This is a genomic window from Gordonia sp. (in: high G+C Gram-positive bacteria), assembly GCF_047606305.1.
Lineage (GTDB): Bacteria > Actinomycetota > Actinomycetes > Mycobacteriales > Mycobacteriaceae > Gordonia.
The window spans coordinates 1-15,693 of sequence record NZ_JASGER010000118.1; the positions used below are offsets into that span (position 1 = coordinate 1).

General features: G+C 70.0%; 15 protein-coding genes and 1 tRNA gene. 5 read left to right on the top strand and 11 right to left on the bottom strand.

From position 1 onward, the window contains the following. Positions 1-897 precede the first annotated feature (897 nt). From QM634_RS15355 to QM634_RS15375, 5 genes are all read right to left on the bottom strand, one after another. Positions 898-2,187: an acetyl-CoA C-acetyltransferase gene (locus QM634_RS15355; protein WP_415043646.1), complete on the bottom strand. Its 1,290-nt coding sequence runs from the start codon at positions 2,185-2,187 to the stop codon at positions 898-900. A gap of 11 nt (positions 2,188-2,198) precedes the next feature. After that, complete coding sequence (locus tag QM634_RS15360; protein WP_415043647.1) at positions 2,199-3,779, bottom strand: MDR family MFS transporter; 1,581 nt, start codon at positions 3,777-3,779, stop codon at positions 2,199-2,201. After that, positions 3,779-4,387, bottom strand: a complete 609-nt coding sequence (locus QM634_RS15365) for a TetR/AcrR family transcriptional regulator (RefSeq protein ID WP_415043648.1) — start codon at positions 4,385-4,387, stop codon at positions 3,779-3,781. The genes QM634_RS15360 and QM634_RS15365 overlap by 1 nt, the downstream gene beginning before the upstream one ends. Positions 4,388-4,450: 63 nt before the next feature. After that, on the bottom strand, positions 4,451-5,842 hold the full coding sequence (locus QM634_RS15370; protein WP_415043649.1) for a glutamate decarboxylase: 1,392 nt from the start codon (positions 5,840-5,842) through the stop codon (positions 4,451-4,453). 99 nt (positions 5,843-5,941) lie between these two features. Further along, a tRNA-Ala gene (locus QM634_RS15375) sits at positions 5,942-6,014 on the bottom strand. A gap of 85 nt (positions 6,015-6,099) precedes the next feature. On the opposite strand from QM634_RS15375, the gene QM634_RS15380 reads away from it, so the two are divergent. Continuing rightward, entirely contained in the window at positions 6,100-6,990 is an 891-nt protein-coding gene (locus tag QM634_RS15380; protein ID WP_415043650.1) for a hypothetical protein, read from the top strand. Positions 6,991-6,999: 9 nt separating this feature from the next. Here the strand turns inward: QM634_RS15380 and glpR are convergent, their stop codons facing one another. Further along, positions 7,000-8,793, bottom strand: a complete 1,794-nt coding sequence (gene glpR, locus QM634_RS15385) for a gephyrin-like molybdotransferase receptor GlpR (RefSeq protein WP_415043651.1) — start codon at positions 8,791-8,793, stop codon at positions 7,000-7,002. Positions 8,794-8,933: 140 nt separating this feature from the next. On the opposite strand from glpR, the gene QM634_RS15390 reads away from it, so the two are divergent. Next, positions 8,934-9,311, top strand: coding sequence for a VOC family protein (locus QM634_RS15390; protein ID WP_415043659.1), 378 nt, complete (start codon positions 8,934-8,936; stop codon positions 9,309-9,311). On the opposite strand, the gene QM634_RS15395 is transcribed toward QM634_RS15390, so the two are convergent. From QM634_RS15395 to QM634_RS15410, 4 genes are all read right to left on the bottom strand, one after another. After that, on the bottom strand, positions 9,312-9,968 hold the full coding sequence (locus QM634_RS15395; RefSeq protein ID WP_415043652.1) for an SIMPL domain-containing protein: 657 nt from the start codon (positions 9,966-9,968) through the stop codon (positions 9,312-9,314). It lies immediately after the preceding gene. After that, on the bottom strand, positions 9,965-10,621 hold the full coding sequence (locus QM634_RS15400; RefSeq protein WP_415043653.1) for a GNAT family N-acetyltransferase: 657 nt from the start codon (positions 10,619-10,621) through the stop codon (positions 9,965-9,967). Before QM634_RS15400 ends, QM634_RS15395 begins: the two co-directional genes overlap by 4 nt. 37 nt (positions 10,622-10,658) lie before the next feature. Further along, entirely contained in the window at positions 10,659-11,963 is a 1,305-nt protein-coding gene (gene glp, locus QM634_RS15405; RefSeq protein ID WP_415043654.1) for a gephyrin-like molybdotransferase Glp, read from the bottom strand. A gap of 105 nt (positions 11,964-12,068) precedes the next feature. Then, positions 12,069-13,001 carry a UTP--glucose-1-phosphate uridylyltransferase gene (locus tag QM634_RS15410; RefSeq protein ID WP_415043655.1) on the bottom strand — a complete coding sequence of 311 codons (933 nt, stop codon included), beginning with the start codon at positions 12,999-13,001 and terminating at the stop codon, positions 12,069-12,071. Between the two features lie 53 nt (positions 13,002-13,054). Between QM634_RS15410 and QM634_RS15415 the strand changes: the two genes are divergently transcribed. Then, complete coding sequence (locus QM634_RS15415; RefSeq protein ID WP_415043660.1) at positions 13,055-13,630, top strand: 5-formyltetrahydrofolate cyclo-ligase; 576 nt, start codon at positions 13,055-13,057, stop codon at positions 13,628-13,630. A gap of 84 nt (positions 13,631-13,714) precedes the next feature. On the opposite strand, the gene QM634_RS15420 is transcribed toward QM634_RS15415, so the two are convergent. After that, the gene (locus QM634_RS15420; protein WP_415043656.1) at positions 13,715-14,023 is read right to left on the bottom strand and encodes an FmdB family zinc ribbon protein; all 309 of its coding nucleotides are present in this window, start codon (positions 14,021-14,023) and stop codon (positions 13,715-13,717) included. A gap of 177 nt (positions 14,024-14,200) precedes the next feature. Between QM634_RS15420 and QM634_RS15425 the strand changes: the two genes are divergently transcribed. After that, entirely contained in the window at positions 14,201-14,884 is a 684-nt protein-coding gene (locus QM634_RS15425) for an SAF domain-containing protein (RefSeq protein WP_415043657.1), read from the top strand. Between the two features lie 145 nt (positions 14,885-15,029). After that, positions 15,030-15,693 (top strand): large conductance mechanosensitive channel protein MscL (mscL, locus tag QM634_RS15430; protein WP_415043658.1); only part of this gene is annotated, 664 nt, incomplete at its 3' end.

Consider the following 15,693-nt stretch of genomic DNA (forward strand, 5'->3'; position numbering starts at 1 on the left):
CCGGGGCGCTGGGGGCCGCGACGCTGCGGCTGCGGCTGCGGGAAGCGGCGCGGCTGCGGACGGCGGGGGTACGGGTTGTGATTGCGCGGAGGCATTCGAACTCCTGTGATCGATGTGGTCTCAGGCGGTTGCCTGATAACACCGACTGTAGGAAGCGGGTCTTTGCGCACCATTTGTCCCGGCTATGTGATTCCTATGTCCGGATTGCCCGTACCGGGAAAAGCGAATCGCCCCCGCGGAATCCGCGGGGGCGATTCGAACCAACAGGGCCGTTACCGGCTCAGGACCACCAGTAGGGGTACGGGCGGTACGGCGGGCGAGGCCGGCCGTAAGGCGGGCGGCCGTAAGGACCGCGCGGGCCGGGACGGGGACCGTAAGGACCACGGGGACCGGGGCCGGGGCCGTAAGGGCCGCGCGGGCCGGGGCCGGGGCCGTGCGGGCCACGAGGGCCGGGGCCGGGACCGTAAGGACCGGGCATGTCTGCCTCCTTCAATCGGGTGATCGCGCCGAACGGTGCGACTGAACCCGACATTACGGGTCGGAGCCGACGACACCAGCCTTTGAAGCTATGTGTTTCCTATGCATCCGATCCGGTGACCGCCGGTGGTGTCTAGGAGCTCCACCAGGGGCGGGCGTAGTACGGATACGGGCGCGGGCGGCCATAGGGTCCGCGGTACGGGCCACGGTACGGGCCGCGATAAGGACCCCGGTACGGCCCACGGTAGGGGCCGCGCGGCGGCGGGCCGTACGGGCGGTAGGGCGGACGGGCGGGATGTGGCATCGGGATCACTCCAGTCCTCTGTCGGGGATGCACCGAACCGGTTGGCCCGGTGTACCAACGCTACGCCCGGATCGGCCACTGATGTCCCGAATCGGACGAGTCCGACATCCTCGGCGCTAGGCGGCTTCCAGGATCATTGCCACCGACATGCCGCTGCCGGCGCAGATGGAGACCAGGCCGCGCCCGCCGCCGTTGTCCGCCAGCAGCTTGGCCAGCGTCGCGACGATGCGCCCGCCGGTGGCGCCGAAGGGGTGGCCGGTGGCCAGCGATCCACCGGTCACATTCAGTTTCGTCCGGTCGATCGGGCCGAGCGGCTCGGGTCGGTTCAGCAGGTCGCGGCAGAACCCGGCATCCTCCCAGGCGGCCAGTGTCGAGAGGACCTGCGAGGCGAAGGCCTCGTGGATCTCGTAGAAGTCGAAATCCGCCAGTGCCAGGCCGTTGCGGCGCAGCAGCTCGCTCACCGCGTAGACCGGCGCCATCAGAACACCCTGGGTCTTCGGGTCGCCGTCGACGTAGTCCACACCCCAGCTCTGCGCGTCGACGACGCGGGCCAGTGGCGTGAGTCCACGACTCCTCGCCCAGGCCGCGGTGCCCATCAGGACGGTCGATGCACCGTCGGTGAGGGTCGTCGAGTTGGCGGCGGTCATCGTGCCCTGCGGGCCGCCGAAGCAGGGCTTGAGCCGCGCCAGCCGCTCCGGCGAGATGTCGCGCCGCATGTTGTCGTCCTCGTTCAGCCCGGCGAACGGGGTCACCAGGTCGTCGAGGAAGCCGCTGTCATAGGCGGCGGCGAGGTTGCGGTGCGAGGCGAGGGCGATCTCGTCCTGCTCGGCGCGGCCGATGCCCCACGCCTTGCCGGTGATCGCCTGCGCCGCACCCGGCGTCAGCTTGGTGCGCCGCTCGGCCGGGCTGGGGATGTCGAGATCGAGCGAGAGCGGCAGCGCGGCGGCGAGCTTGGCGCGGTCGACGACGGACCGCGCCGCGTTGATCCGCACGAGGCGGTCGCGCAGCCGCGGACCGAATCCGATCGGCGGGTCCGAGGTCGTGTCCGCGCCGCAGGCGACGCCCGATTCGATCTGCCCGCAGGCGATCTTGTTGGCGATGTGCACGACCGTCTGACCGCCGGTGGCGCACTGCTGCTGCATGTCGACCGTCGGCGTCGAGCGGGACAGCTTCGTGTCGATCAGCGCCTCGCGGGTCAGGCTGTGGTCGCGCGCCAGCTTCACCACGGCACCGCCGGCCACTTCGCCGAGGTGCACCCCGGCCAGGTCGTACCGGTCGACGAGCCCGTCGAGGGCGGCGGTCAGCATCGACTGGTTGGTCTGCGACAGGTAGGCACCGTTCGAGCGGGCGAAGGGGATGCGGTTGCCGCCGAGCACGTAGGCGGAGGTCAATTCACGGGAGGCCATGGGCGCCAAGCCTATCGGGCCGCCTCGACCTCCACCGGCTCGTCCTCGACCGTGGTCGACAGGTCCTTCGGCTCGACGAAGCACAGCACGGCCAGCGCGATGATCGCCAACGGCACCAGGTACAGGAAGATCGGCAGCAGCGCCTCGTTGTAGGCCTCGATGATCGGCAGGCGCATGGCCTGGGGCAGCTTGGCGACCGCCGCCGGGGTGAGGTGGTTGCGCCCCTCGTCGCCGGCGGCCGCGGCGTGACTGCCCGCCAGTCGCTCGTGCAGCAGCGAGATCAGTCGCGTCGCGAAGATCGAGCCGACCACCGCCGAGCCCAGCGTCGCACCGACCTGGCGGAAGTAGTTGCTCGCCGCCGTCGCCGTGCCGACGATCGCGCCGGGGAAGGAGTTCTGCACGATCAGCGTCAGGATCTGCAGGCAGAGGCCGATACCGATGCCCAGGACTGCCAGGAAGGTGCACATCACCCATTTGGGCGTGGTGATGTGCATGGTCGACAGCAGCGCCAACCCGACGCCGATGATCGCGGCGCCCGCGATGGGGAAGGGCTTGTACCGCCCGGTGCGGGTGACGATCTGGCCGGAGATGATCGACGCGACGAGCAGACCACCCATCATGGGGATCATCAGCAGGCCCGAGTGCGTCGCGTCGACGCCGGTGACCATCTGGATATAGGTCGGCATGTAGCCGATGGCGCCGAACATCGCGACGCCGATGGCCAGCGCGGCGATCGTGGTCAGCACGAAGTTGCGGTCGGCGAACAGCGACAGCGGAATCACCGGGTGCGCGGCCCGCCGTTCGGCGAACACGAAGGCCACGGCCAACGCGACGGTCGCCACGGCGAGCGCGAGGATCTGCGGCGAGACCCACGGGTACGTCCCGCCGCCCCACACCGAGATCAGGACCAGGGTCGTCGTCGCCCCCGCGATCAGCGTCATGCCCAAGTAGTCCAGCCGCGGCCGGTTCTCGTTCTTGACGCGCGTCGGAAGGAAGACGATGGTCGCGCCGATCGCCAGCAGGCCGAGCGGGATGTTCATCCAGAACGCCCAGCGCCAGCCCGGCCCCTCGGTGAGCCAGCCGCCGAGCAACGGGCCGGCGACGGAGGCGACGGCGAACACCGCACCCATCACGCCCATGTACTTGCCGCGTTCACGGGCGGGCACGACGTCGGCGATGGCGGCCTGCGACAGGATCATCAGCCCGCCGCCGCCCAGGCCCTGCAGGATACGGCCGACGATGAGGATGCCGATGTTGCCGGCCAGACCACCGACGATGGAGCCGGCGATGAACAGCAGGATGGCGACGATGAGCACCGGTTTGCGGCCGAGCTGGTCGCTGATCCGGCCGTAGACCGGCATGACGATCGTGCTGGCGAGGATGTAGCCGGTGATCACCCATGTCATCTGGTCGACGCCCTTGAGCTCCCCGACGATCGTCGGCAGGGCGGTGGAGAGCACCGTCTGGTTCAACGATGCGAGGAGCATCGTGATCATCAGGCCGATGAAGAGGAACAGGACCGTGCGGTCGGCCTTCTCCCCGTCGGCAGGGGTGGCGGGCACGGGTGGCGCCGCCTGGTTGTCGATGGACATCAGATCCCTTCCAGGGCTTCGCGGAATGCGGTCATCGCGGCGTCGATCGCCGCGTTGTCGGGGTTGTCGAGCAGGTCGTACTCGCTGTCGCGGGCGAACCGCAGGACGGCGCCGGCGAGGAGCACCATCGCCCGCGCGCTGTCGGCGGCGCTTTCGCTGGGCGCCTCCTGTGCGATCCGCTGCTGCAGCACGGTCACCAGCTCGTGCTGGACGGCGTCGCGGTGGGCGCGCAGCCGGTCGAGCAGTTCGGGTTGGGCGGCGACGACCTCCAGCAGGGCGCGGTCCTTGTCCATCGGGACACCCAGGCTGGCCAGGGTCGAGATGGTCAGGCGCAGCGCGCGGCGGAGGCGCTGGTTGCCCGCCTGCGTCGGGAGATCGGCGGCGACGTCGAAGAAGGCGTCCAGGGCCTCCCCCGGGATCTCCGGCGGGCGGATGCCGAGCACCGCGTCCTCTTTGGAGTCGAAGTAGTTGAAGAAGGTGCGCCGCGAGACGCCGGCGCGTTCGGCGATGGCGCTGACGGTCGCGTCGGCGAGGCCGTCGCGGCGGGTCAATTCGACGGCGGCGTCGTGGATGCGGCTCAACGTCTCCGCTCGCTTGCGGTCCCGCACACTGCCATCTGGTTGCACTAGTGCATTATTGCACTAGTGCAACCGATCGGCAAATCGGGCGGATCAGTGGTGGAAGTGCTCGGCCGGCTCTTCCGTCGGGATCGGCCCCTCCAGCCGGTCGAGGTAGTCGACCTCGGTCTGGATGTCGGCGAGCAGTGCCTCGGCCAGGTCGTGGCTGAGCCCGGCGCGCACGACGATCCGCTGCAGCGTCATGTCCGCGAGATCGTCGGCCATCGGGTACGCCGGCACCAGCCACCCGCGCAACCGCAGCCGATCCTGCAGGTCGTACAGCGTCCAGTTCTTGGTGTACCCGTCCTTGAGGACCCACGCGAAGACCGGGATGGTGTCGCCCTTGCTGATCAGCTCGAACGGGCCCATCTCGCCGATCGCCGACGAGAGGAACTTCGCGACGTTGAGCGAGCCCTGCTGCACGGCCTGGTAGCCGGTGCGGCCGAGTCGCAGCAACTGGTAGTACTGCAGCAGCACCTGGGCGCCGGGGCGCGAGAAGTTCAGCGCGAGCGTCGGCATGTCGCCGCCCAGGTAGGAGCAGTGGAAGACCATCGACTCGGGCAGGTCGGCCGCACTGCGCCACACCACCCACCCGACGCCCGGGTAGACCAGGCCGTACTTGTGCCCGGAGGTGTTGATGGACACGACCCGGTCGACGCGGAAGTCCCACTCCAGGTCGGGGTGGGTGAACGGGGCGACCATCGCGCCCGACGCGCCGTCGACGTGGATCTTCACGTCCAACCCGGTGTCCGCCTGGATCTGGTCGAGCTTCTCGGCGATCTTCTTCACCGGTTCGAACAACCCGGTGTAGGTCTGCCCCATGATCGCCACGACGCCGATCGTGTTCTCGTCGACGTACTTCTCCAGCTCGTGGCCGTCCAGGACGAGGTGCTTCTTGCTGACCGGCACCCACCGCGGCTCGACCTCGAAGTAGTTGCAGAATTTCTCCCAGCACACCTGCACGGCCGTCGACAGCACGATGTTCGGCTTCTCGGTCGACTGACCGGCGCCGCGCCGGCGCTCCTGCCAGTGGCGCTTGAGCGCCAGACCGCCCAGCATGCAGGCCTCCGACGAACCGATCGTCGACGTCCCGATCGCCTTGCCGATGTCCGGGTTGTGCCAGAGGTTGCCGATGATCTTCCAGCACCGCTCCTCGATGGCCGCGGTCGCCGGGTACTCGTCCTTGTCGATCATGTTCTTGTCGACGGTCTCGGCGTAGAGCTGCTGCGCCTCACGGTCCATGTAGGTGGACACGAAGGTCGCCAGGTTCAGCCGCGCGTTCCCGTCGAGCATCGCCTCGTCGTGGACGATCTGATAGGCGGTGTCGGCCATCAACATGTCGTCGGCGATCTCGTAGCGCGGCAGCGACGTCGCCTCGCCCTCCCGCTGGAAGACCGGGCTCAGGTACATGCGATCGCTGTGGTTGATGCGTTTCTGGTGGACCATGAACCCGATTGTGGGCCACCGCCGCCCCGAATGCGCGGATACCATTGAAACGACGACGGCCCCTCACCGCCGAAGCCGGTGAGGGGCCGTTCTGTCGTGTGGAGCTAGGGAGAATCGAACTCCCGACCTACTCGATGCGAACGAGTCGCGCTACCAACTGCGCCATAGCCCCGGGTGATCGTCGCCGATCGACCGCCCGCAACTTTATCACCCCGGACGGATGCGCCGCCAAACGCCTGAGCACTAGTCTTTGACCCGTGGCCGACCTCACCGATGACCAGATCACCAGCGCGTTGAACAGGTTGATCGCGGCGATCAACCCGATCATCGACGTCCTCTCCCAGCGCGACATCACCGGCTTGCGCGGCAAGTCCTTCCAGGCGGCGCCGAAGGACGGGAGCCTGCTGCGCAAGGCCGAGCACGTGGCCGCCAAGGCCGTCGACCTGACGGCCCTGCCGGGCACCAAGCGGTGGAGCGAGCTGTCGATGGGGCAGCGCGCCCAGTGGTGGGTCAACCGGATCGGAGGACTCAACACGGTCGGCGTCGCCTTCCCCAACATCTTCGGCCTGTGGGCTCGACGGCTCCCGCTCTCGACGGTCCTCGGCTTCGTCAACCAGGCGATGGTGCTGGTCGCCGTCGCCCGCGAGTACCGGGTCACCGACCGCGGACACCAGATCGAACTTCTCGCCAGCGTGCTCGGCGGCCGCGACTTGCACCTGACCGATGTGGACGCCGTCCCCGACGCCGCGCCGGTGGAGGCCAAGCGCAAGTCCATCGTGCGGGCCACCTGGGACATCGCGCGCACGCTGCAGGAGGGCGTCGGGGAGATGGACAAGCGTCCGCAGCCGGCGCGACCGCTGCGCTGGCTGTCCAACATCCCGCTCATCGGTGCACCGATCAACTACGTCGGCGAGCGGTTCGCGCTGCGCCGCGCGGTGAACATGGGCCGCAAGTGGATCGTGGCCCACCCGGACTCGATCAGTCACGCCCCGGCCAAGCCCGCCGAAACCGCGGCCCCTGCTGCTCGACTGGCCGCCGATGCGCCCGCCGAGAAGCCGGCGCCGGCCACCAAGGCACCGGTCAAGAAACCGGCGAAGAAGGTCGCGCGCAAAGCCGCTCCGGCTCCGCCCGCAGATCCGGCCGAGTAGCCGCTCGGATCAGCCGACCGCCGCGGTGCGGTAGTCGTCGCCGGAGTCCATCATGCGGGGCTCGCGATACAGCGGCAGGTGGTCGAAGGCGGGATCCTCGTCGTCGATCTCGAGGACGGCCATGCCCGAGGGGCGGCGCAGTCGAGGGCGCGGGGCGGGCACGGGGGCCGCGGCGCGCATCGGCGCCTCGTCGAACTCCCGGCGTCGTCGGGCGACCTGCTCGCGACGGGAGCGCTCCAGCCGCGCGAGGCGGCGCTGCCGGATCTGCGTCTCGTTCTTCACCGCACGGCGCAGGAAGAACAGGTAGGCGACCAGACCGAAGGCCACGATCCCGGTGGCGATCCAGCCCGGCATGCCGAACACGGCACCGGCGACGACCGCCAGCAGGGTCAGGCCGACCAGCGTCAGCAGGACGCGCTGGCGCTCCTTGTACTTGAGGTCCAACCGCTCTTTGTCGACCTCGGGGTCGTAGCCACCGCGACCCGGTCGGGTCATCAGCACCTGGGTCATCTCGTTGGGGTCGACCTCGTCGTCCCACGGCGCCTTCTTCTCGGCGATCGGCTCGATCACCTCGGTGTCGTCGGCGGCGAGCGCGGCATCGGCCTCATCGAGGGAGGCGTCCAGGTCGAGACCACCGGCGAGGGGCTTGCCCGGCACCGCTGCCGGCTCGGGCCCGGCCTTGTCGTCCTCGACCTTGCCCTCGGCCTTGTCGTCGGACTCAGTCGTCACCTCGGCGACCTCGTCGTCAGCGGTCTTCTCGTCGACAGCCTTCTCGTCGGCGTCGAGGTCGAACAGCGTGGCGGCGTCGTCCTCGGACTCGTCCTTCTCGGCCTCCGCCTTCGCGCCGACCTTCTCGTCGGTCTTCTCGGCTTCGTCGACGTCGGCCTTGTCCTCGACCTTGCCCGCCTTCTCCTCGTCGACCTTGTCCGCCGTCACCGTCGCGGGCTCGTCGAGCTTCTCGTCCCCGTCGACCTTGTCGATCTTCTCGGTCGGCGAATCGTCGGCCGTGGGCTGGTCGGCCTCGGCCTTCGCGCCCTTTGCCTCGGTCTTGGCGGCCGTCGGAACGTCGACCTTGTCGATCTTCTCGGTCGGCGAATCGTCGGCCTTCGGGTTGTCGTCGGTGATCTCCTCGGTGATCTCGACGTCGATCACCTCGACCGACTGCACTTCGACGACATCGGCCTTGAGGGTGCGCGGCCCCTTCTTCTTGGTCCGCTTGGCAAAGGCCCGGGCGAGCTTGTCGCCCCGCCCCTCGTCCACGACCTCGGCGTCGATGACATCGTCGTCGCGCACCTTCGAGATCACCTCGGTGACCTCGTCGTCGGCGTCGACGACCGAGATGACTTCGGTGACCTCGTCATCGGCATCGGTGAACGGGCGGCTCATCGTCACGCTGACGACGCGGCGCATCCGGGCGGCGACGGTGCGGGCGGACGGGCGCTTGCGGGCGGGCACCTTGCCGGGAACGCGCGACGGGTCGACGGTCACGGGCTCCACGTCGTCGAGAACCGTTTCCTCGGCGACCGGCTCCTCGCCCAGCGGCGTCGTGAGGGGCAGCTCGTCCAGGTCGTCGATCCCACCGGCGACGGAGATCGGCTTCTTCGGCTTGTAGTCGGGGTCGTGCGGGTGCGCGCCGGCGCCGATGCGGCGGCGTCGGACGGCCTCTTCCCCGCGCTTGAGGACGCGCGTGGCCGCGGCGACCGGCGTGGACTTGCGGAGCTCCGGTCGACCCTGGATCACCATCGGAACCAGCACGAACAGCCAGATGGCCACCAGGCACACCCACAACACTGAGTTCGGCATCCGACTCTCCCGTCATCGACTCCGGTCACAAGTACCCGGATTCAAATCTAGGTCCGCGCGAGCGCAATACCGTGCCGACGCGCCGTGCGCACCCGGACTTCGTTGTAGCCTGACCCCATTCCGACGCGATTGGGGTGCCCATGCTGGGAGACGACGAGCTGATCGCCTTCACGGCGACGACCCGGCCACAGGAGTCCAAGGAGTTCTACCGGACGGTCGTGGGCCTGCGCCTGGTCGCCGACGAGGAGTTCGCCCTGGTCTTCGACGCCCACGGGACGATGCTGCGGATCCAGAAGGCGCAGGACCACTCGCCACCCCCGTTCACCGCGCTCGGCTGGAAGGTCGACGACATCGCGCAGACGATCGCCGACCTCATCGCCAAGGGAGTCGAAATGGTGCGCTATCCCGGCTTCGACCAGGACGAGGCCGGGGTGTGGACGGCACCGGGCGGGGCGAAGATCGCCTGGTTCCACGACCCCGACGAGAATCTGCTCAGCCTCACCGAGTTCGTCGACTGATCAACCCGCGGTGAACCGGGCGTCGACGGCGACGGCGATGACGACGTCGTCGGGGCGCAGCTCGAGCACCGGGCCGCCCGCGTCGGCAAAGCTGCGGGCCATCATCGGTGCCGGCATCGGCGCCTGTGAACCCGCGTCCAACATGTCCGGGTCGGCCAGCGCCACGGCCGTCACCGGTCCCCGACCGACCGCGTCGGCATAGGCCTGCGCCTTGGCGACCGCGTCCCGCACGGCCTCCTGTCGAACGGCCGCCTCGTAGCGGGGCCGGTTGTCCTCGCGGACGTCCCAGGCGATATGCCCGACCTCCAGTCCGTCGCGCCCGGCCCACTCGACCAGGAAGGCGGCGAGCGCCTCGAAGTCGGCGAACTGCGCGGACATCGCGATCTGCGTCGTGTAGACGACGTCCGGCGACTGCTTGCCGTCGATCCACGGGCGCTGCCCGAAGACGTGGATGTCGCCGGCGTGCCAGGCGTTGAGGGCGTCGGTCTCCTCGAGCCGGCTCAACTCCGCGACGACCTCGCTCTGCAACTCCAGGGCCTTGGCGTGCGCGGCCTCGCTCGTCGGTTCGGTGAACACCGCCGTCAGCGTGACGGTGCCCTGCTCGGGGTGGTGGCGCCGCTCGGCCCGTCCGCGGACGGTGATCTGCACATCGCTCATCGGAACCCCGCCCGTCCCGAGCGCACCAGGTTCTCGGCGGCGCTGCCCGCGATCTCCTCGGTGGTGAGGGCGAACAGGTCGTGGTCGCGCCACCGGCCGTTGACGTCCATGTAGCGCTCCAACATGCCCTCGTGCCGGAAGCCGACCTTGGTGAGCACCGCGCGCGAGGCCCCGTTCGCCGGTTGCACGGTCGCTTCCAGCCGGTGCAGCCCGACCGGGCCGAACGCATGGTCCACGCCGAGCGCCACGGCCGCGGTCGCGATCCCGCGACCGGTCTGCGCGCGGTCGACCCAGTAGCCGATCCAGGCGTTGCGGACCGCGCCGCGCTGCACGTTCCCGATGGTCAGCTGGCCGACGTACCGGCCGTCGACCTCGATGACGAACGGCAGCACCGCCCCGCGCTTGGCCTCGGCCTTGAGCACCGAGTACAGCGCCGGCCAACTGCTGCGATGGTGCCGGGCCGCCCAGTTGCCGTCGGAGGTCGGCTCCCACGGGACGAGGAAATCCTGGTTGCGGATGCGCAGGTCGCTCCAGTCGGCGCCGTCGCGCATCTTGACCGGCCGCAGTGCGACGTCCCCGGCGGCCACGTGGAGCGGGCCCACCCGCGCCGGCCAGCCCGGGTGCGATCGCGAACCCGACCCCCAGCTGAACACGGTTCGAACTCTAGTCCCCGGGCCCGGTCCGCGACGGTTAACCGCGCTGGGCGAGGAACATGACGTCGACCTCGTCACCGGGGTCGAGCTTGGCGGCGGCCGACGGCACGACGACGAGGCAGTTCGCCTCGGCCAATTCGGCGAGCAGGTGCGAGGTGCCGGTGGTCGAGCCGCCGATCACCTGGACCATGAACGCACCGGTTCCCTCCTCGCGCATGAGCTGCCCGCGCAGGTAGCCGGTGCGGCCCTCCACCGAGGCGATGGGGCCGACGGTGCGCGCGCGGATGCGACGGCGCCACGGTTCGCGCTTGCCCAGTGCGATGCGGATCAACGGCCGGACCATGACCTCGAAGGCCACCAGCGCCGAGACGGGGTTGGCCGGGAGCAGGAAGGTCGGCACCTCGTCGCGGCCGAGGCGCCCGAAGCCCTGCACCGAACCGGGGTGCATGGCGATGCGCGCGATGTCGAGGTCGCCGAGCTCGCCCAGCGCGTCGGCGATCGCCTTCGACGACGAGCCGCCGACCGCGCCGCAGATGACGACGATCTCGGAACGGATGAGTTGGGCCTCGACGATCTCGCGCAGCCGGGCCGGGTCGCGCTCGGCGATGCCCACGCGGTTCACGTCGGCGCCGGCGTCGCGGGCGGCGGCGGCCAACGCATAGCTGTTGACGTCGTAGACCTGGCCCTGGCCGGGGATGCGGTCGACGTCGACGAGTTCGGAGCCGACCGAGATCACCGACAGGCGGGGGCGCGGGTGCACCTCGACGCGGGAACGGCCGACGGCGGCGAGCAGGCCGACCTGCGCCGGCCCGATGATCTCGCCGGCCCGGACCGCGACGTCGCCGGGCTGCACGTCGTCGCCGACGCGCCGCACATAGGAGCCGCTGTCGACGCCGTGGGCCACGCGGACCTTCTGCGTCGCGCCGTCGGTCCAGCGCAGCGGGACGACCGAGTCGGCGAGCGTGGGCATGGGGGCGCCGGTCTCCACGCGCACCGCCTGGCGGGGCTGCAGCCGGATGGGGGTGCGCGAGCCCGGCTCGACCTCGCCGACGACGGGCAGGAAGACGGCGATCGGCTCGCCGGGGACCATCGTGTCCAGCTCGGCCTCGCCCGCGTCGAAGGCCTCGTCGGCGCCGGGGGCCACGACGCCCGCCAGCGCGACGTCGACCGCGCGGACCGCGTAGCCGTCGACCGCGGCCTGGTCGAAGCCGGGCAGCGGGCGCTCGGTGAGGACTTCCTCGGCGCACATGAGGCCCTGCGCCTCGGAAATGGCGATCTTGACCGGCCGCGGAACGACAGCGGAAGCGGTGATCCGCGTCAACTGCTCATCGACCGACCGCATCTTCACTCCCCGGGTAACAGGTCAAACGTCTTGGACAACAGTGCGACTCTAACGCCGCACGTCGCGGCGCCCGGGGTGCCACGCCGACGACCGGTGAGGCAGTGCTCACCCCTGGCCGAGGCGCTCGACGAGCCAGGCGCGCAATTCGGGCCCGTAGTCGTCGCGGTCGAGGGCGAAGTCGACCGCGGCCTTGAGGTAGCCGCCGGGGTTGCCGAGGTCGTGCCGGGTGCCCCGGTGGACGACGACGTGGACGGGCTCGCCGTCGGCGATCAACTTCGCGATCGCGTCGGTGAGCTGCAGCTCTCCCCCGGCGCCCGGCTCGATGCCGCGCAGTGCGTCGAAGATCTTGCGGTCGAGGATGTAGCGCCCGGCGGCCGCGTAGTGCGACGGCGCCTTGGTCGGCTGCGGCTTCTCGACCATGCCGCGCACGCGCAGGATGTCCGGGTTGTCGGTGTCGGGGACCGTCTCGACGTCGAAGATGCCGTAGGCCGACAGCTGGTCGTCGGGGACCTCGATCGCGCACAGCACCGACCCGCCCCGCCGCTGCCGGACGCGGGCCATCGTCTCGAGTACACCGCCGGGCAGCACGAGGTCGTCGGGGAGGAGCACCGCGATGGCGTCCTCGTCGTCGGCGAGGTACTGCTCGACGCAGCCGACCGCGTGTCCGAGGCCGAGGGGCTCCTCCTGCACGACCGAGGCGACCTCGAGCAGGTTGGGGGCCTTGCGGACCTTGGCGAGCATCGCCGCCTTGCCGCGCGAGGCGAGGGTGTTCTCCAGGACCAGGTCCTCGACGAAGTGGGCGACGACGCCGTCCTTGCCCGGCGAGGTGATGATCAGCAGGCGCTGGGCGCCGGCCGACTTGGCCTCCTCGGCGACGAGCTCGATGCCGGGGGTGTCCACGACCGGCAGCAGTTCCTTGGGGACGGTCTTCGTCGCGGGCAAAAAACGCGTGCCCAGGCCGGCGGCGGGCACCACGGCCGTGCGCGGGATGGGCGGTGCCGTCGACGCCGACGCGGACTCCGAATGGGGGGCGCTCATGGCTCTACACTGTATTCGGCGCGACGCCGCGCAGGACAATCGCGGGAGTGTCGATGACGAAGAACGAGGTCCGCGCGCGATTGCGCGCCCAGCGCGAGTCGATGTCCGTTTTCGAGGTCGAGAACGCCGCGGTCGACCTCGCCGAGTGGATGTACCGCCTCCCGGTCCCGGTCGACGAGGGTGCGACGATCGGCTGCTACCTGCCCGTCGGGAGCGAACCCGGCTCGGATGCCATGCTCGACGCCCTGGTCGACCAGGGCTTTCGCGTCATCGTGCCGGTGGTGCCCGACGGCGAGCCGCAACCACTGGGGTGGGCGGCCTACCAGCCGGGGGCGCCGTTGGCGACGCGCCGCTGGGGCCTGTCCGAACCCGCCGCCGAGCCGCTGGGCCCGGAGGCCGTCGCCGAAGCGGCCGTGCTCTTCATCCCGGCACTGGCGGTGGCCCGCGACGGGACGCGCCTGGGGCGCGGGGCCGGCTACTACGACCGCAGCCTGACGGGGACGCGCGCGGTGCGGATCGCGATCGTCTACGACGAGGAGGTCGTCGACGACCTGCCCGCCGAGGCGACCGACATTCCGATGGAATGGGTGTTGACGCCCGCGGCCGGGTTCACCCTCGTCGACGCCTGATCAGCCGGGCACGCTCGGCGAAATTCTGGGCACGCTCGGCGGAAAACTGGGCACGCTCGGCGAGATTCTGGGCACGCTCGGCGATTAGGAGGAGGTCGACTTCGACGCGGTCGACGACTTCTCGGACTTCGACTCAGACTTCGTCGAACTGCTCGAGGAATCGGAGCTGCTGCTCGACGAGTCGCTCGAACTCGAATCGGAGGCGGGCACCGAACCCGATCGCGAATCGGTGCGGTAGAAGCCGCTCCCCTTGAAGACGATGCCGACGCTGTTGAACAGCTTGCGCAGCTTGCCCTTGCACTCCGGGCACTCGGTCAGCGCATCGTCGGAGAAGGACTGCACGACGTCGAACTTGTTGTCACACTCCGTGCAGGCATAGGAGTAAGTGGGCACGATGAACCTCCACACGGAATCTTGTCTCGAATCCCGCCAATTCTAACCGACGTTGGCACTCATTCATTCCGAGTGCCAACGCGGCGGCTGTCCACAGCCCGCCGACGTCCACAGCCGGGTCCGATTCGGGCGCTTTCGGAGGGCCGGACGGGGAACGGTCGGATCTAGCGTTGCCCCATGCGATTCCGGTTCACGACCGCCCTGCGCGGCCACCCGTTGGCGCCGCGCTGGCGGGATCGGGCACGGCGCGCCCTGAACCCGGGGTGGGCGCGATCGGTGCTGGTGCGCCGCAGCGCCGCCCTGCTGCTCGTCCTCGCGGCGGTCGGGGCCTTCCTCGCCGACCGCCGGGAGGCTCCCGGTGCGGCGGTCGTGGCAGCGGCCCACGACCTGCGCCCGGGGGCCGCACTGGTCACCGGGGACGTCACGGTCGCCCGGGTGCCGGTGGAGGCCGTTCCCGACGGCGCCCTGCGCCTGTCCGCCGACGTCGCCGGTCGCACCGCCACCTCGGCCATCCGCCGCGGCGAGATCCTCACCGACACCCGGCTGCTGAGCCCGCGGCTGCCCCGCCGGCTCACCGGCGACCCCAGCGCCCGCCTGGTGCCGGTCCACCTCGCCGACAACGGGATCGCCGACCTGCTCGAGTCCGGCGACGTCGTCGACGTGTTGACCAAGACCGCCTCGAGCGAGCCGCCCGTCGTCATCGCCGCCGGTGCCGTGGTGGCCCTCGGGCGCACCGCGCGTCCCGGGCGCCGCGGCACCGCCGACGGTGGATCCCCGGTGCTGCTGGCGATGAATTCAGCGGCCGCCAACCGCGTCGCCGCCGCCGGACTGACCACCGCGCTGACCGTCGTCATCCATTGACCGTTGACTGCGCAACGTCTCGAATTGCACACGATGAAACAACCATTCCGATTCGTACGACATATATGAGGGGGATGCCGGTTTACGATTCCGTCGATTGCCCTGCGCGAACACCAGCTGTGCCGAACCGAGAGAGGGGCCCGCAGTGCTCAAAGGCTTCAAGGAATTCATCCTTCGCGGAAACGTCGTCGAATTGGCCACCGCGGTCATCATCGGCGCCGCTTTCACCGCGATCGTCACCGCCTTCACCGACAAGGTCATCCAGCCGCTGATCAATTCGATCGGCGGAAACGATCCCAACGCCGTCAAGGGCCTCGGCTTCTGCGTCGGCGACTGCCGACTCCCCGAGGGCAGCAAGAACACCACCGAGGCGCTCAACTACGTCGACCTCACCGCCGTCATCACCGCCGCGATCAACTTCCTGATCGTTGCCGCGGTCGTCTACTTCATCATCGTCCTGCCGTACAACAAGCTGTCGGCGATGATGAGCAGCGGCGACAAGGACGAGGACACCGAGGTCTCGCTGCTGACCCAGATCCGCAACCTCCTCGACCCGGAGGCCGAGAAGGAGCCCGAGCCGGTCGACTACCGGCCGCGCGCCGGCGACATCCCGCCGCCGCCCGCGGCCCCGGCGATCCGTCCCGCCGGTGGCTACCCGACGGGCTCGCAGCCCCCGGTCCCCGGTCCGGGCCCGGCCGGCACCACTCCCCCGCCCGCCTACCCGCGCGGCGGATGGCCCACCGGTTCACAGCCCCCGGTCCCCGGCCCGGGCACCCCGTCGGCCGGCGGCTACCCGTCGGGTTCGCCGC